General features: G+C 58.0%; 16 protein-coding genes, 1 tRNA gene and 1 riboswitch. Of the genes, 9 read left to right on the plus strand and 8 right to left on the minus strand.

Annotation, left to right across the window (positions count from 1 at the left end):
* Position 1: 1 nt before the first annotated feature.
* From RVM24_RS17150 to RVM24_RS17175, 6 genes are all read left to right on the plus strand, one after another.
* Positions 2-1,393 carry an MDR family MFS transporter gene (locus tag RVM24_RS17150; protein WP_431474437.1) on the plus strand — a complete coding sequence of 464 codons (1,392 nt, stop codon included), beginning with the start codon at positions 2-4 and terminating at the stop codon, positions 1,391-1,393.
* Between the two features lie 46 nt (positions 1,394-1,439).
* Positions 1,440-1,545: riboswitch (yybP-ykoY riboswitch) on the plus strand.
* Between the two features lie 84 nt (positions 1,546-1,629).
* Positions 1,630-2,199, plus strand: a complete 570-nt coding sequence (locus RVM24_RS17155) for a TMEM165/GDT1 family protein (RefSeq protein ID WP_072675785.1) — start codon at positions 1,630-1,632, stop codon at positions 2,197-2,199.
* Between the two features lie 99 nt (positions 2,200-2,298).
* Positions 2,299-3,300, plus strand: a complete 1,002-nt coding sequence (locus tag RVM24_RS17160; protein WP_431475414.1) for a L,D-transpeptidase family protein — start codon at positions 2,299-2,301, stop codon at positions 3,298-3,300.
* Between the two features lie 70 nt (positions 3,301-3,370).
* Positions 3,371-4,123, plus strand: a complete 753-nt coding sequence (locus RVM24_RS17165; protein ID WP_286922532.1) for an SDR family oxidoreductase — start codon at positions 3,371-3,373, stop codon at positions 4,121-4,123.
* A gap of 22 nt (positions 4,124-4,145) precedes the next feature.
* The gene (locus RVM24_RS17170; RefSeq protein ID WP_061331334.1) at positions 4,146-5,606 is read left to right on the plus strand and encodes an NfeD family protein; all 1,461 of its coding nucleotides are present in this window, start codon (positions 4,146-4,148) and stop codon (positions 5,604-5,606) included.
* Between the two features lie 42 nt (positions 5,607-5,648).
* Positions 5,649-6,434 (plus strand): slipin family protein, encoded by a 786-nt coding sequence (locus tag RVM24_RS17175; RefSeq protein ID WP_106694188.1) that lies wholly within the window; start codon positions 5,649-5,651, stop codon positions 6,432-6,434.
* A 66-nt stretch (positions 6,435-6,500) separates the two neighbouring features.
* Here the strand turns inward: RVM24_RS17175 and RVM24_RS17180 are convergent, their stop codons facing one another.
* From RVM24_RS17180 to RVM24_RS17190, 3 genes are all read right to left on the minus strand, one after another.
* On the minus strand, positions 6,501-6,782 hold the full coding sequence (locus tag RVM24_RS17180; protein WP_061331332.1) for an Lpp/OprI family alanine-zipper lipoprotein: 282 nt from the start codon (positions 6,780-6,782) through the stop codon (positions 6,501-6,503).
* Between the two features lie 209 nt (positions 6,783-6,991).
* Positions 6,992-7,546 carry a L,D-transpeptidase family protein gene (locus tag RVM24_RS17185; RefSeq protein ID WP_374787088.1) on the minus strand — a complete coding sequence of 185 codons (555 nt, stop codon included), beginning with the start codon at positions 7,544-7,546 and terminating at the stop codon, positions 6,992-6,994.
* A gap of 123 nt (positions 7,547-7,669) precedes the next feature.
* Complete coding sequence (locus tag RVM24_RS17190) at positions 7,670-9,382, minus strand: potassium/proton antiporter (protein WP_431474438.1); 1,713 nt, start codon at positions 9,380-9,382, stop codon at positions 7,670-7,672.
* A 71-nt stretch (positions 9,383-9,453) separates the two neighbouring features.
* Here RVM24_RS17190 and RVM24_RS17195 point away from each other — a divergent pair.
* Positions 9,454-9,527: transfer RNA gene (locus tag RVM24_RS17195), tRNA-Gly, on the plus strand.
* A 25-nt stretch (positions 9,528-9,552) separates the two neighbouring features.
* Here the strand turns inward: RVM24_RS17195 and RVM24_RS17200 are convergent.
* Positions 9,553-10,863 (minus strand): NAD(P)/FAD-dependent oxidoreductase, encoded by a 1,311-nt coding sequence (locus tag RVM24_RS17200; RefSeq protein ID WP_106694192.1) that lies wholly within the window; start codon positions 10,861-10,863, stop codon positions 9,553-9,555.
* Positions 10,864-11,190: 327 nt separating this feature from the next.
* Between RVM24_RS17200 and RVM24_RS17205 the strand changes: the two genes are divergently transcribed.
* Both RVM24_RS17205 and RVM24_RS17210 read left to right on the plus strand, forming a co-directional pair.
* On the plus strand, positions 11,191-11,814 hold the full coding sequence (locus RVM24_RS17205; RefSeq protein WP_106694193.1) for a YbhB/YbcL family Raf kinase inhibitor-like protein: 624 nt from the start codon (positions 11,191-11,193) through the stop codon (positions 11,812-11,814).
* A gap of 135 nt (positions 11,815-11,949) precedes the next feature.
* A complete protein-coding gene (locus tag RVM24_RS17210) occupies positions 11,950-12,801 on the plus strand; it encodes a UDP-2,3-diacylglucosamine diphosphatase (protein ID WP_431474439.1) in 852 nt (283 codons plus the stop codon).
* Positions 12,802-12,859: 58 nt separating this feature from the next.
* On the opposite strand, the gene RVM24_RS17215 is transcribed toward RVM24_RS17210, so the two are convergent.
* From RVM24_RS17215 to RVM24_RS17230, 4 genes are all read right to left on the minus strand, one after another.
* Positions 12,860-13,465 (minus strand): TetR/AcrR family transcriptional regulator, encoded by a 606-nt coding sequence (locus RVM24_RS17215; protein ID WP_431474440.1) that lies wholly within the window; start codon positions 13,463-13,465, stop codon positions 12,860-12,862.
* A gap of 255 nt (positions 13,466-13,720) precedes the next feature.
* Positions 13,721-14,392: a TVP38/TMEM64 family protein gene (locus RVM24_RS17220; protein ID WP_431474441.1), complete on the minus strand. Its 672-nt coding sequence runs from the start codon at positions 14,390-14,392 to the stop codon at positions 13,721-13,723.
* A 95-nt stretch (positions 14,393-14,487) separates the two neighbouring features.
* The gene (locus RVM24_RS17225; RefSeq protein ID WP_431474442.1) at positions 14,488-14,763 is read right to left on the minus strand and encodes an anti-sigma factor family protein; all 276 of its coding nucleotides are present in this window, start codon (positions 14,761-14,763) and stop codon (positions 14,488-14,490) included.
* Positions 14,757-15,377 (minus strand): RNA polymerase sigma factor, encoded by a 621-nt coding sequence (locus RVM24_RS17230; RefSeq protein ID WP_431474443.1) that lies wholly within the window; start codon positions 15,375-15,377, stop codon positions 14,757-14,759. The genes RVM24_RS17225 and RVM24_RS17230 overlap by 7 nt, the downstream gene beginning before the upstream one ends.
* Positions 15,378-15,515 lie beyond the last annotated feature (138 nt).

Here is a 15,515-nt window from a genome sequence, read left to right on the forward strand (position 1 = left end):
CTTGAGCGATAATTCTGTCGAGGGCCTGACCGCCCGTTACGGCGAACGCTGGCGCTGGCTGGCCGTTGCTACGGTTGTGCTTGGCACCATGGCCACGGTGCTCAGTGCCACGGTGGTGAATGTTGCGCTCCATGACATCATGATGGAGTTCGGCATTCGCCAGGGCCAGGTGCACTGGCTGGCCACCGGATTCATCGCCGCCATGACCACTACCATGCTGGCGTCCGCCTGGCTGCTCGACCGTTTTGGCGTGCGCCTGACCCTGGGTGTTGCCATGGCGGTGTTCACCGTCATCTCCCTTCTCGGCGGCTTTGCCGAATCTCCTGAACAGTTGATTGCCGCCAGAATAGGCCAGGGCGCCATGGCCGGGTTGATGCAACCCATGGGCATGTACCTGGTGTTCCGGATTTTTCCGGCAGACAGGCGTGGTCAGGCCATGGGCATTTATGGCATGGGGGTGATTTTGGCACCGGCGTTGGGGCCTGTGCTGGGTGGTTTTCTGGTGGACCAGTTCAATTGGCGTTACGTGATGTTTGCACCGGCACCGGTCACCCTCCTTGGGGTCTGGATGGCCTGGCGGTTTCTGCCGCTGCCCCGCGCCCGTCCTGAGCCTTATCCCTTTGACCTACCCGGTTTGTTGCTGCTCGGGGCAACGATCGCACTGACCCTGGACACCCTGACCCGAATGCAGGCCTGGCCCGGCCAGGAACCGCGAATCGTGGTGCAGTGGGGACTGGCCCTTGGCCTGCTGTTGGTCTTTGTGTTTCGTGAGCGCACGGCGAAGCATCCCCTGGTCAATCTAGTGTTGTTGCGCCAACCGGTGTTTCTGTTCGCCACGCTGGGAGCCATGGCGCTGGGGCTGGCACTGTTTGGCTCAACCTATCTGATTCCTCTGTTTGTGCAGACCACGCTGGGCTTCTCTGCGACGGAGGCGGGTCTGCTGATGCTGCCCGCCGGGGTGGTGCTGGGCATTGTTTTTCCGCTGTCGGGCCGGCTGGCAGACAAGCGCAGCGCCCGCAGCCTGGTGCTGTTTGGAATTGGGGTATTCGCCCTGTCCGCTGTCCTGTTTGCCCTCACCGGCCAGTACGCTGGGTTTGGCTGGCTGGTACTCTGGGCAGTGTTGGGCCGGATTGGGATTGGCTTTATGCTGCCGGCCCTGTCCACCGGTGCGCTGAATCCACTGCCCAAGGAACAGCTGGGCGCCGGGTCCAGCACCATCAATTTCGCCCGTCAATTGGGGGGTGCCCTGGGAGTGAACGTGGTGGCGTTGACCATCGAGTTCGGTGAACACCAGGGCAGTGTGCCTACTGCTGCTGCCTTCGAGGCAGCCTGGTGGCTGGTAGCGGTGTTTGTGGCGTTGGCTGCCGTGCCGGTCTGGAAAATGCGGGTGTAAGGTGGCCAGTTGCCATTTCCGGCGGGATTCATTAGCATGTGGCCAACTTCGGGGGAGTAGCCTTCGCTTCTGGGTAACAGGAGCGGACGGTAGTCAACATACTTGGAGCTCATTCTCCATGGCTACCGTGTTCCGTAATTGATCGCGGAATTGGCAAGACCTGAGGCAGATCACCTCCACTGGGCGGAAGGTGAGCTGTCTCATGTCTGACGATTTCCGCCCTGAGGTCTCTTCGAATGGATGCGTTTCTCGCTTCAACCCTTGCCGTGGCCATTGCCGAAATTGGCGACAAAACCCAGCTCCTGTCTCTTTTCCTGGTTGCCCGATACGCAAAGCGTACCCCTATCATTCTTGGTATTCTGGTTGCGACCGTGCTCAATCACGCGCTCTCAGCGTGGCTGGGGGCCTGGGTGGCCAGCTGGATTCCGTCCCAATGGTTGCCCTGGATTCTCGCAGTGAGTTTTGTCGCTATCGCCCTTTGGTTGCTGATACCGGATAAAGACGACAGTGCCGAATCTCGGTTTCTCGGCATGGGCGCCTTCTGGGCCACTACGGTAATGTTCTTCCTGGCGGAGATAGGTGATAAAACCCAGGTGGCTACGGTGGTCCTGGCGGCAAGGTATACGGAAACGTTATGGGTTATCATCGGCACGACGGTGGGTATGCTACTGGCCAATATTCCGGTGATCCTGGCCGGGCGCTGGCTGATGGAGCGACTGCCTCTGGCTACCGCCAGGATCAGTGCCAGCGTATTGTTTGTGGTGTTGGCGGTGGTAACGGTCTGGACCACTCTGGTGAACTCCTGACACGGAACTGTGTCTTTCAGAGCAGAGGCCCGGAATGAATGTTTATGGGAACTGATTGATATGTGGTTGAAAAAATGTGCCGCCGTCCTGGTGTGCCTGATGTCCCTGGCGTCAGTCGTCAATGCTGCGCAGAATCAAAAGCCGTCAGACACCGCAACGGTGGAAAACGATCGTTCGCCCCGGGTACCAACGTTCGCGCTTAACGGCGATCTGGCGGGGGAACTGCAGGTTTTCACGACCCGCTATGAGGATACCTTTGCTGCCATTGGCCATGATGAGGCTTTGGGATATCTGGAGCTGGTCAAGGCCAATCCTGGTGTTGACCCCTGGTTACCGGGAGACGGTACGACCATTACCCTGCCGCGCATGTACGTGCTGCCTGATGCGCGCCGGGAAGGCATCGTGATTAATCTGGCCGAGTATCGGCTCTATTATTTCACTGACGATGGCGTTCAGGTGTATCCCGTGGGCATTGGGCGTGAAGAGAATCCGTCACCGCTGACCAACGCCGAGGTAACCATGCCACTGGAATCGCCTGCGTGGTATCCGCCGGCCAGTATCCGGGCATCCTATGAAGCCCGGGGTGAGTACCTGCCGCGCATGATCCCACCCGGCCCGGATAACCCACTGGGTACCCATGCCCTGATGCTGAGCGAGAAAGGCTATCTGATCCACGGAACCAACAGGCGCTTCGGTATCGGCTTGCCGGTCAGTGCCGGCTGTTTCCGTATGTACAACGAAGACATTTCCCGGTTTGTCTATCAGGTTCAGAAGGGCACGTCGGTCCAGATTATCCGAGAACCTGTCAAGCTTGGCTTGTCTGGCGGCGAGGTGTGGCTTGAAGTGCACCGGCCCCACGAAGATTACTCGCCCGAGGATCGCGAACAGCTATGGCGTGTAACACTGGAAAAACTGGAAGCCTTCCGCCAGCAACACCCGGACGTGGAAGTTCAGCGCCGGTCCATCGAGCTGGTGGTGGATCAGGCCGATGGCATTCCCACCATGGTCGGTGAGCGGCTGACCCGGGTGGCCTCTGATAAGGGACAGACGGAAAGCAACCCGGAAGAGCCTGCAGAGCCGGAGCAAAAGCTGTACTTTTGACCCTGGCGCCAGGCTTTGCTGAAGTACCCGCTCCGCGACAACCAATAATAACCAAACGGCAGGAGTACTCATGAGTCGTACTATACTGATTACCGGAGCCAGTTCCGGACTGGGTGAAGGCATGGCCCGGGAGTTTGCTGCCCGGGGTGATCACCTTGCCCTGTGTGCCCGTCGTACCGAGCGGCTGGACCAGCTCCGGGCCGAGCTGGAGGGCACCTATCCGGGAGTGAAGATTAGTGTGCGGGCCCTGGATGTGAATGATCACGCACAAGTGGCTGAGGTTTTTCAGGCTTTCCGGGAGGAGTTTGGTCAGCTCGACAGGATCATCGTCAATGCCGGGATTGGCAAGGGGCAGCCGCTGGGCACCGGGCGCTTTGATGCCAACCGGCAGACCGCAGAAACCAATTTTGTTTCCGCCCTGGCCCAGATAGAAGCCGCCATGGAGATTTTCCGGGCACAGAACCATGGTCACCTGGTTGCCGTATCATCGGTAACGGCTGTTCGGGGGATGCCGGGCAACGTCACCACCTATGCGGCGACCAAGGCCGGATTGGCGGCACTTTGCGAGGGTTTGCGTGTCGAACTGAAAAAGCGCCGGTCTCCCATTCGCGTGACCACGCTCTATCCGGGGTATATCCGGACTGAGATCAACGAAAAGGTCAAGAACACACCTTTCATTGTGGACGCGAAGACCGGATGCCGGGCCATGGTCCGTGCCATTGAGTCCGGCAAGGCCGAACGTTTTGTGCCAGGTTGGCCCTGGACGCCCATTGGTTTCATACTGAGGCGACTGCCGGAGTCCGTACTGGCCCGAATATTCTGATCACTCTGCCTGGGAGATCGCCATGACGCCAAACCCGATGCAACGTCAGAACCTCCGCTTGCCCCTCTGGTCCCTGATTTTTTTCCTGGGAGGGCTGCTGGGACTGATCGGGGCTTCCTGGCAGGCAATTGCCCAGCAGGACACGCCGAGAACGGCACTGGTATTGACGGTCGAGGGTGCTATCGGCCCGGCCACAATGGATTATGTCACCCGTGGCATCAGACGGGCCGAGCAGGAGAATGCTGGCCTGGTCATTCTGGAAATGGATACGCCGGGTGGCCTGATGGATTCCATGCGGGAAATCATCAAAACCATCCTCGCCTCCGAGGTGCCGGTGGCAACCTACGTGTCACCCCAGGGCGCCCGCGCCGCCAGTGCCGGTACCTTCATCCTCTACGGCAGTCATATTGCGGCTATGGCGCCCGCCACCAACCTCGGTTCGGCAACGCCGGTTCAGATGGGCGGCCTGCCAGGCTCGCCAGAGCAAGAACCGGAGCAGCCCGCCGGGGACGACGAAGCTTCAGAGACCAGTGCCGACGACTCGGCCGCCGAACCACAGAAACGCCGGGGCGACACGGCGATGGAGCGTAAGGTTCTGGAGGATGCCGTCAGTTATATCCGTGGCTTGGCCGAGCGCCATGGTCGGAATGCCGACTGGGCGGAAGAGGCCGTCCGCGAAGCCGTCAACCTCGGCGCAACCGAGGCGCTGGAACTGAATGTTATCGATGTCGTGGCGCCTAACCTCCGCGAATTGCTGGAGGCCATTGATGGTCGCACCGTGCAGATGGCCACCGGCGAGCGGGAGCTGGTCACGGCGGACCTGGAACTGGTCCGTTCAGAACCGGATTGGCGAACCCGGTTACTGTCGGTGATCACCGATCCGAACGTCGCCTATTTCCTGATGATCATCGGTTTCTACGGCATTATCTTTGAACTGTCGAATCCCGGTGCAGTGTTCCCCGGGGTGATCGGTGCTATCTGTCTGATACTCGCGTTGTTTGCATTTCAGGTGTTGTCGGTGAATTACGCCGGCCTTGCCTTGATTCTGTTGGGGCTGGCGTTCATCGTGGGGGAAGCCTTCATGCCTAGTTTCGGCATTCTTGGTGTCGGTGGCATAGTCGCCTTTGTCACGGGATCGGTGATTCTGATGGATGGCAGCCACTCGGATATCTCATTGCCCACCGTTGGCGGCACGGCTGTTGTGGCGGGCGGGTTTATTCTCTGGACGGTTACCCGCTTCATCGGTTTGCGACGCCGTACGCCGGTCAGTGGCAGCGAACACATGGCTGAGGAAAAAGGCGTGGCACTGGACGACTTTGAATCTTCTTATGACGGCTACAAGGGCCATGTCCGAGTCAGTGGGGAGCGTTGGAATGCCCGTTGTCCGCATCAGATCACCAAGGGCACGCAGGTGCAGGTAAACGGTATGGAGGGGCTGACCCTTCTGGTTGAAGCCAGGCCTGATTCTGATCAAGGTCATTGAACGAGCAATTCGTACTAACCAACGGCAAATCAAGGAGGCCGTATGAACCTGGGTGACATTATTCCCTATATTGCACCGACTGTGGTGCTGCTTCTGATTCTCGGTTCCGCCATCAAGATCCTGCCGGAATACGAGCGCGGTGTGGTGTTTTTCCTGGGCCGCTTTCAGGGTGTCAAAGGCCCCGGCCTGATCATCGTCATCCCCGGAATTCAGCAAATTGTCCGGGTGGATCTGCGGGTGATCACCCTGGATGTCCCAAGCCAGGATGTTATTTCCAAAGACAACGTGACGGTCAGGGTAAATGCAGTGCTGTACTTCCGCGTGGTTGACCCCGAGAAGGCGATTATCCGGGTCGAAGACTATGGCGCTGCTACCAGCCAGTTGGCGCAAACAACCTTGCGCTCTGTGCTCGGCAAACACGATCTCGATGAAATGCTGTCTGAGCGAGACAAGCTGAATTCGGATATTCAGGAAATCATTGATTCCCAGACCGAGGATTGGGGTATCAAGGTGGCCAATGTGGAAATCAAACACGTTGACCTGAATGAGTCGATGATTCGTGCGATTGCCCGGCAGGCTGAGGCTGAGCGGGAACGTCGTGCGAAGGTCATCCACGCAGAGGGCGAATTGCAGGCTTCCAAAAAGCTGGTTGAGGCCGCAGAGGTGATGTCTGTGAATTCCGGTGCCATGCAGTTGCGTTATCTGCAGACCCTGTCAGACATGAGCAACAACAACTCCTCCACGATTGTGTTCCCGCTACCGATGGACATGATGAAAACCTTTATGCAAAACCAGCAACAGAAGGCTTCCGGCAACCCGGAGGGGTAAGACAAAACATTTTGAGCGAGCACAAAAAAGGCCGGTTGAACCGGCCTTTTTTGCTAAACGGCAGCCTTACTTCTGGCTGGCACGCTCGAGCATGCGCTTGGCGCGCTCGTTCGCTTCGTCAGCGGACTTCTGAGCAGCACGGGCAGCAGCCAGGGCTTCTTCAGCAGTCTGCTGAGCAGTGCGAGCGGAGCTTGCAGCGCTGTTAGCAGTGTTCAGAGCGTTGTTAGCAGTTTGCTCGGCGGAGCTTGCAGTCGCATTGGCCTCGTCGATAGCGCCCTGCTCAGTGGTGGCACAGCCTGCAGTCAGAGCAGCGGCCATTGCAAACCCGGCGATCGTCAGTTTACGCATGGTAAATCCCCTTATTGGTCGTTTTATTTCCTGTGATCCAGAAGTCATTAAGACGACTTCCTGTCAGCTAAGCCCGATAGGCGTTGACTACCGGAGTCGTCAAACAGTGTAAAACACTCAGAGACAAAATGTTAACTAAGGATACGTAAATTTTCTTAGGCTATGACAACAACTTAATACTCCCGTCATGAACGGGGTGGGTTCTGCGGTCAGGGAAGAATCCGAATGGGGGTGCCGTTATCGACCAGTGCCCAGATCTCATCCATCTCTTCATTGGTGACCGCAATACAGCCTTCGGTCCAGTCCAGGCCGGTATACGCGAAGGCAAGGTCGCCCGCTTCGTTGGGCAGTCCGTGGATCATGATGCTGCCGCCGGGATTAAGCCCCCAGGCTTCGGCCAGCTCCCGGTCACGGGCGTTCGGGTAGGATATATGGATGGACTTGTAGAAATCGCTGTTCGCGTTGCGCCAATCGAGAATGTAATCCCCTTCTGGCGTTCGCTTGTCACCCTCATACAGCTTGTGTCCTACCGGATTGCCTCCCAGTGAAATCCGATAGCTGCGCACCTTGTGCTCACCGCTCAACAGATAAAGCCTGCGCTCACTTTTGCGCACCAGAACCTTGGTGATGTTCAGGTGCTCTTCCAGCGTTGGTTCGCTGCCAGGCATGGCCATGCGTGTATCAGCCCGGGCCAGCAACTCCGAGCTACTGGCCATGGCAGGCAATAAGACAACTAACAGTGATAGAAAAACTCTGAAGATCATGATGCTGGCACAGGTCGCTGGATGGTTAAACTTTGTTCACGTGTGTTTATAACATAGCCAGCACGAGGATTGATAAGGGGTTTTGTTACGGTTTTTGATTTTCCTGCACAAACCGGACGGGCATCACGCATCCATTTTCAGGCCAACTTTGGTTACCCTGTCGGCTTCGGTGGCCCGGGCCACGAGCGTGACTGGCCCCAATGTGACGGTGTCGCCAACGACAGGATGCCCCTTGGTGCGTTTGGCGAAACACTCGGCCAGCGAAAGTTCCGGGGGTAATTCGTCAAACTCGATGCCGTAGACCTGTTCAACATCGCCCAGCAGGGCATCACCGTTCAGTACGAAATCACCGAAGAATGCACGTTCGGCCAGATGCTTGGGTGCCTGCCGTCCGCTCAGGGCTTTTCCGAGCTCGGGCAACAGGGAGGGTGTTGCAAACATGGCAAGCATATCACCAGCAGACACCTGCAGATCCTTGGTCGGTTGCAGGCATTTGCGTTGCCGGAATACACCGGCAACCGCGGTATTTTCGGGCAGGCGCAGTTGGCCCAACGCTCTGGGCTTCTCCCAGTTTTGCCCCCGCAACGGAAACAGCATCAGCTCATGGTCGCCAGCGGCGGGCGCATCCAGTGGCAGCCGCCGGTAGGGATCTTCGCCGGCGGGAACTTCAAGCCGCAACTTGCGGGCGAGAGGTGCCATGGTGGTGCCCTGCACAATCAGCGACACCAGAACGATAAAGAACGCCGCGTGGAAAACCAGTTGCGCATCCGGCAGGTCGGCAATGATCGGGAACAGCGCCAAAACAATGGGCACCGCGCCTCGCAGGCCCACCCAGCTGATAAAGCCCAGCTCCCGCCGGTTGAAGCCGAATGGCCAGAGCGTGATCAGCACGGTTAATGGCCGAATAACAAAGATAAGCGCCAGAGCCAGCACCAAACCGGCGCCTGCCAGGGGGATCAGGTCTGATGGGCTCACCAGCAGGCCGAGCATCAGGAACAGACAGAGCTGTGCCAGCCAGGCCATGCCGTCGTGCACCTGAAGAATCATTGGCATCATCCGGACATGACGGTTTCCAATGACCACACCGCACAGGTAAATGGCGAGGAATCCGCTGCCACCGACAGCGTTGGTGGCAGAAAACACCGAAATGCCGGCCGCACCCACCAGCAGGGGGTACAGCGCGGGGGTCAGACGCATCCGATTGGCCAGTTCCACCACCAGAAAGCCACCCAGAACGCCGGCTGCAGCGCCGATGCCGAACTGTTGTACCAGCATGGTCAGGCCGGAGAGTATGGACCCCTGCTCATGTTGGCCAATCAAGGTCACCAGCATCAGGGTGAGGAAAATGGCCATCGGGTCGTTACTGCCAGACTCGATCTCAAGGGTGGCACTGACCCGCTCGTTCAGGTGCAGGCCCCGGCCTTGCAGCAGAGAGAAGACCGCGGCGGCATCGGTTGAGGAAATAATGGCCCCGATCAACAAAGCCATCATCCAATGCAAATCGAATACCCACCATGCCACGATGGCCGCGCCACCCGCGGTCAGGGCAACGCCAAGGGTGGCAAGTACCAGGGCTGGCCGCAGACCTACCCTGAAGGTCTCTACCCGGGTGCGCATGCCGCCATCCAGCAGGATAACGGCCAGTGAAAGATTGGCGATAAGAAAAGCCAGCTCAAAGTTATTGAACTGGATGCCGCCCGGTCCGTCCTCGCCCATCATCATGCCGACAGCCAGAAAAACCAGCAGCACCGGCATGCCGACCCTGCTTGAAAGCGGGCTGAGAACGATGCTGAACACAAGCATCAAGGCGCCAATCAGAGTAAACGTGGGATCCATTAGACTCCTGACCAAAGGGACTTGCCCGGACGCTGGTCCGGGCCTATATTGCTGTGGCAATCATTATGCAGGCGGGCGTAGCTCAATGGTAGAGCAGAGGCTTCCCAAGCCTACGACGTGGGTTCGATTCCCATCGCCCGCTCCAGCCTCACACGCTAAGCAGTTTTCGCTCAATGCAACTTCAGGCGAGGGTGCATCGCTCGGCTGATCTTGTCCATCAGCCAGATAATGCCCGTGCGCAGGAACCCGTGCAGGGCAACCTGGTGCATCCGGTACAAGGACACATAGAACAACCTGGCCACCTTCCCTTCGATGTACATGCTGCGACCAGACAGGTTGCCCATCAGGTTGCCGACCGTCGTGTAACGGCTGAAATTGATCAGTGAGCCATGGTCATTGTAGACAAAGGCCACTGGGTCTTTGCCCTCCAGGCGGTTACACAGGGTCTTGAACAGGGCATCGGCCTGCTGATGGGCGGCTTGGGCCCGTGGTGGCACGGGATGGTCGGAATCGGGCTGCGGGCAGGCTGCGCAATCACCGAAGGCAAAGATGTCGGTATCCCGTGTGGTTTCGAGGGTTTGCTTCACCAACAGCTGATTGCTGCGATTGGTTTCCAGGCCGCCGAGCTCTGCCAGAAACGGGGGAGCCTTGATGCCCGCGGCCCAGATGGTCATTTCAGATGGCAATTCGGTGCCGTCTTTCATGACCAGACTGTTTTCACGCACTTCGCTGACTGGCTGCCCGGTCAGTACTTTCACCTTCTGGCGTTCCAGTTCACGGGTGGCTGCCGCTGACAGGCGCCCGGGCAGGGCCGGCAAAATCCGGTCTGCCGCTTCGATCACGCTGATGGAAACATCCGAGGACTGCAGGTGGTTCATGCCGTAGACCGGCAATTCCCTGGATGCCAGTCGCAGCTCGGCAGCCAGCTCCACACCCGTGGCGCCAGCGCCGATGATGCTGATGTTCAGAGTATGGGGTTTGCCCTGATTGGCCTCGTGGTTCTTGCGCAGGAACGCGTTGAGCATCAGGTTATGGAATCGTCTCGCTTGCCTGAGGCTGTCGAGAAACAGGCAGTGTTCCTGGGCGCCGGGTGTGCCGAAATCGTTGGCTGTACTGCCCACGGCGATCACCAGGGTGTCGTATTGAATCCGACGCTCGGGCACCACCTCGTGGCCCTCTTCGTCCAGGAACGGCGCGATGATGATTTCCTTGGCCGCCCGATCAAGGCCGTTCATGCGCCCCAGCTGAAATTCATAGTGATGTTTCCGTGCGTGGGCCCGGTAATTAATTTCGTTGGCACTGGCGTCCAGTGAGCCGGAGGCCACTTCGTGCAGAAGAGGTTTCCAGACGTGGGTCAAGCCGGCGTCGACCAGGGAGATGCGAGCCTTGTTTTTTTTGCCGAGTTTGTTGCCGAGGCTGGTGACCAGTTCCAGGCCTCCGGCGCCACCGCCGACGACAACAATGTGATGCAGGTTTTCCATAACAGTCAGACCTTCAGAAGATGAGAGCCAAGCGCTCTCGCGGGAAAACGCTTGGCTGTCTGCTCTGATCAGTCTGACCTGTGAACACAAAAGGTAGGCTGCTAACACCGTTATACTAACGTTGACGGCCCGGGATGACAATTGGACAGAAGTGTTGCCTGGCGGGTGCTTTGGGTTACACCTGAGCGCAGAAGCCGTGTTTTCCGCCGCTGGTTTGCTAATCTGGACAAAGACCTGACGTGGTTGATAAAACCGGAACACCGGCCGGTCCCGTATCATTCGGCGATGGCTGAATTAATCAAAAGCCGCTCGACAGGAGAGACGATCGTGAAACTAGAGGTTCGTGGTGTAGAAGAGGGACAACCCATTCCAGAGAAGTTTGCCTTTGGGGTTTTCAGCGAGCAGGACCACATGAGCTTTGGCCCCAACCGAAACCCCGAGTTGGTCTGGTCTGGGGCACCGGAGGGTACGAAGAGTTTTGTGGTGATGATGTTTGACCCGGATGTGCCCAGCGTAGCCGATGATGTGAATCAGGAAGGCAAAACCGTGCCCGCCGACCTGCCCCGGGTGGATTTCTTCCACTGGCTGCTGACAGACATTCCCGCCAATATCGGCCGCATCCCGGAAGGCGAAGACAGTGACGGCGTGTTGCCCAAGGGCAAGGACCATGGGCCGGGTCCGATTGGCGTTCGGGGCGTGAATAATTACACCCAGTTCCTTGCCGGCAACCCGGACATGGCGGGCACCTATGCCGGATATGACGGCCCCTGCCCGCCCTGGAACGACGAGATCATCCACCACTACCATTTTGAAGTGCACGCGCTGGATGTGGACAGTCTTGGTCTGGAAGGTGAGTTTGATGGCAACGATGTGCGCCAGGCGATGGCCGGCCATGTGCTGGCCAGTGCCAGGGTGACCGGCACCTACACTCTCAATCCAGATCTGCGCTGACGCTGTTTGTCGCCGGGCGGACGGTTCTTCGCCCGACTTCATAAAACTGACTTGCCATTGTCACCCGGGTGTCACCGGAGCTTGCCAAGGTTGTTACAGGAAACCGAAGGCAGGCCTGACACCACGGGAGGCACCATGCGAGCGTATCGCAGCGTATTCATTTCGGATGTTCATCTGGGAACGGCCGATTGCCAGGCCGACTACCTGCTGGATTTCCTCAACAACGTTCGCTGCCAGACGCTGTACCTGGTAGGCGACATTATCGACCTGATCGCCATGCAGCGCCGGGCCCATTTCCCGGACAGTCATCGGCGGGTTATCCACAAGCTGTTGGAGCTCGCCGCCACGGGTACCCGGGTGGTATACATTCCCGGTAATCACGACGAGTTTTTCCGGCGCTTCTGCGGTCAGACCTTCTCCGGCATAGAGCTGCAATACAAGGCAGTGCACACCACCGCCGACGGTCGTCAGTTTCTGGTCTGCCATGGCGACCAGTTCGACCAGGTGGTGCGCTGCAGCCCGCTGATGCTGTTAGTAGGAGACCGCGCCCACGGCCTGTTGCTGCGCCTGAACCGCTGGTTCAACGCCCTGCGTCGGCTTCAAGGCAAGCCTTACTGGTCGCTGGCGGCCTGGATCAAAAGCCGGATCGGTAAGGCCAGAACCTTTATCCGGCGATTCGAGCTGGCGGCGCTGACGGCTGCAGAGAAAGGTCATTACCATGGTTTTATCTGCGGCCACATCCACTCGGCAGGCTTTCTTCGCAGTGAAGATGGCCTCTACTGCAACGATGGCGACTGGGTGGAGCATTGCACCGCGCTGGTTGAGCGGGACGACGGCAAGCTGGAGCTTTTGCACTGGTCAGAATCGCCGGTGACCCTGAGCCGGGAACCGGAACACCCCAACCCGGAGCTGGCCGGTGACGCCCGGCCGGTGATCGACGCCCTGCCAGCGGCGTTTCTGGAACAGTTGAACGGCCCCGTGCGCTAGCGGCTGATTGAACGGGGGGTAAGGAGTTTCAACTTGGCAGAGGACACCTGGCTGGAGTTCAGTTCTGTACCTTGTAGACCTCTAGAATTGCCGCCATGTCGTCGCCCAGGTGCTCCAGCTCAGTGGCCGACAGGTTGCGCTCAGCCATGGAGCGCAGCCCCATAATCTGGCTCTGAAGCAGCCTCGCCAGCCGCCGGCAATCGGTTTTGGCGGCAATTTCTGCCTGAGTCCTCGCACTTTCCAGCAGCTCGGCAAAGGACGTTTCAATAGCGGCCAGCACACTCTGGGCCTGTGAATACAGTGCCGGGTTGGTGTTGCTGGCTTCCAGCAAGGTTTTCACGATCAGGCAGGCGCGCGCGGGGGCGCAGTCAACGTCTGTGCAGCTGCTTGCGATTTTTCGAAGATACGCCTGCAACCCTTCGACAATGCTGTCATAGCCGGCCATGTGCTCTGAAAGATCAGCCCCGCCCTGTTGGGCGTAACTGGCCAGGGCTTCAGAAAACAGGCCATCTTTACTGCCAAACGTGGCGTAAATGCTGCCGGGGCGCATATCCAGCGCCTGTTCAATCTGCTTCATCGAGCTGCCGTGATAGCCCTTGTGCCAGAACAGACTGACGGCCTTGGCCAGGGCTGTATCCCTGTCATAGCTTGGAGGTCTTGGCATAACAACACCGCCTTCGTGTGAGCTTTGAATGTTCACTCAATTATAACTTGAGCGACTGATCAAAAACAGGTGGGCTACGATAACCGGCACGTTCTGAATGTGGTCATGACGTTGTCCCAGAAAATCATGAGTAACCACATCAATCACATCGCCAACAAGCCGGTAGATGGGCCCGTTTTAATTGAACTACCTTGACTACGACCGCAGAACCCAGCCAGAAGCGAGGAATGGCGAGACTGGCCTACCCTTTTGTTGTTATTGATTTAGTTGCAGCCAACGGGCCAGCCTTGAGCCCGGGCGTCGGCTGATCGACCAGGGTAACCATACCATGGCGGCCAGAATTGCAGCGCCGGCCAGCACGGTCAGTATGGGGTTTAGCCTGAAGGTGTTCCCCAGCCCGGCGAAGACCACTGTCATCGGGAGCATGCCGAGCAGAGTCGCGACGGCGAAACGCCAGGCTTTAACGGCAGTAACGCCGGCGGCATAGCTGATCAGGGCAAAGGAAAATACAGGAATCAGCCGGGTCAGCAGAATTGCGATGGTCAGAAAACGCTGAGACCCATCCTGAGCCAGCACGGGGTTGTCAGGGAACCGTTTGCAGATGGCATCGCGGCCAAGGCTTCGGGCAATCCAGAAGGCCGCCATGGCGCCGACCAGCGCGCCGGTCCCCGCAATCGCTGTACCCCACACAACGCCGAAGGCAAGTCCGGCCGTTGCGCTGACAGGTAGGGTTGGGATGGGGCCCACTACCACCGCGATGATCATCAACATTATCAGCAGTAGAGGACCGATTGCGCCTTGGCTACCAAGCCAGGCGGACAGCACATCCGGAGAAAGGTTCGTTGGCATACCCAGGTTCTGTAACAGCCACCAGGATGCTGCCAGCGCAACAAGAACCACGACCAGAATTGTGATTCTGAGAGTCATTGAACAACCTTCGAGGAAGTGGCGGGTTAGCTCTGGGATAACGTGGCTGAGTACTCAAGCAAGAGCGTGTCGCATCAGTGAAACCCAGGATATCACTATGACTGAGGCGTGTCGTTCGAGTCGTTTGGGCCTGTGGCTTGAGTCTTCAGAGCCTCGGAAACCCGCTCATCAATTCGGCGAAGGAATTCCTCGTCTGCGCGCCCCGAAGAGTGCGCCCTCAGTAGGTTGTTACTGGCCCTCAAATTGCCAATAAACGTCCGGCAGTCCTTGCACATCATCAGGTGCATTTTCACGGTCAGATTCTGGCGGCGGCTGAGCTCGCCATCAATGTAATCACTGGCGATTTCGGCCAGGCCCCTGCACATTAACATTCGCCGGTCTCCTGGAAAGTCTCCACCATGAGAAAGATCTTCTGCCTCGCCCGATGTAACAGTACACGCAGGTTAGAGGCACTGACATCCAGAATGTTACAGACATCATCCGATTTATGCTGGTGGGCTTCATAGAGCATCAGAGCTGAGCGCTGGGTTTCCGGCAGGGCAGACAAATGTTTGTCCAGGCAATCGCTAAGGGCACCGTTTTCCATCAGATTGTCGGCTGATTCATGGAACTGAAGCTTTGGGGGCAGGTCCCAATGGCCTTTGGCGTTGAAACGGTCAGCCAGTTCCGGTTCCAGGCTTTCCGAGAAATCCGTGGCCACTTCCCGATTGCTTGAGCGCAGTTTGTTTTTGCACCGATTGGCAACGATGCGGTGCAGCCAGGTTTTCAGGCCTGAGCGGCCTTCAAATTTCTGTATTGCATCTATCACTGTTACCCAGCAGTCCTGGAGAACCTCTTCCGCGCTGGAGTGGTCCAGGTAAAACCGGGCCACGGCGAGCATGCCCGGTGAGTATTCGCGTACTGCCCGGCGATACGCGCTGGGCTCGCCCTGCTTGAGGTCGTCGATCAGTGATGTTTCAAGTTCCGGGCGTGCCGCTGTGTCCATGGGTTTCCGTCCCTTGTCGCTGTCAGTATGGCTGTTTGTCTTTGTATAGTGTTTCGTAATCGGTAAAAGTTCCGGTATTCTGTAGTGAGTGCTCAAAAATAATAGTTCAGGGGCTGTGTAACATCCAGCCGGTGATCG

The sequence above is a fragment of the Marinobacter sp. KM021 genome, assembly GCF_050707965.1.
Taxonomy (GTDB): Bacteria; Pseudomonadota; Gammaproteobacteria; order Pseudomonadales; family Oleiphilaceae; genus Marinobacter; species Marinobacter shengliensis.

What these genes read in the sequence shown, in the direction of transcription:
- RVM24_RS17180 (WP_061331332.1), bottom strand. Translation starts at nt 6,782, where the DNA reads ATGCGTAAACTGACGATCGCCGGGTTTGCAATGGCCGCTGCTCTGACT.
- RVM24_RS17155 (WP_072675785.1), top strand. Translation starts at nt 1,630, where the DNA reads ATGGATGCGTTTCTCGCTTCAACCCTTGCCGTGGCCATTGCCGAAATT.
- RVM24_RS17185 (WP_374787088.1), bottom strand. Translation starts at nt 7,546, where the DNA reads ATGATCTTCAGAGTTTTTCTATCACTGTTAGTTGTCTTATTGCCTGCC.
- RVM24_RS17210 (WP_431474439.1), top strand. Translation starts at nt 11,950, where the DNA reads ATGCGAGCGTATCGCAGCGTATTCATTTCGGATGTTCATCTGGGAACG.
- RVM24_RS17170 (WP_061331334.1), top strand. Translation starts at nt 4,146, where the DNA reads ATGACGCCAAACCCGATGCAACGTCAGAACCTCCGCTTGCCCCTCTGG.
- RVM24_RS17190 (WP_431474438.1), bottom strand. Translation starts at nt 9,382, where the DNA reads ATGGATCCCACGTTTACTCTGATTGGCGCCTTGATGCTTGTGTTCAGC.
- RVM24_RS17220 (WP_431474441.1), bottom strand. Translation starts at nt 14,392, where the DNA reads ATGACTCTCAGAATCACAATTCTGGTCGTGGTTCTTGTTGCGCTGGCA.
- RVM24_RS17160 (WP_431475414.1), top strand. Translation starts at nt 2,299, where the DNA reads ATGTCCCTGGCGTCAGTCGTCAATGCTGCGCAGAATCAAAAGCCGTCA.
- RVM24_RS17175 (WP_106694188.1), top strand. Translation starts at nt 5,649, where the DNA reads ATGAACCTGGGTGACATTATTCCCTATATTGCACCGACTGTGGTGCTG.
- RVM24_RS17215 (WP_431474440.1), bottom strand. Translation starts at nt 13,465, where the DNA reads ATGCCAAGACCTCCAAGCTATGACAGGGATACAGCCCTGGCCAAGGCC.
- RVM24_RS17200 (WP_106694192.1), bottom strand. Translation starts at nt 10,863, where the DNA reads ATGGAAAACCTGCATCACATTGTTGTCGTCGGCGGTGGCGCCGGAGGC.
- RVM24_RS17230 (WP_431474443.1), bottom strand. Translation starts at nt 15,377, where the DNA reads ATGGACACAGCGGCACGCCCGGAACTTGAAACATCACTGATCGACGAC.
- RVM24_RS17165 (WP_286922532.1), top strand. Translation starts at nt 3,371, where the DNA reads ATGAGTCGTACTATACTGATTACCGGAGCCAGTTCCGGACTGGGTGAA.
- RVM24_RS17225 (WP_431474442.1), bottom strand. Translation starts at nt 14,763, where the DNA reads ATGTTAATGTGCAGGGGCCTGGCCGAAATCGCCAGTGATTACATTGAT.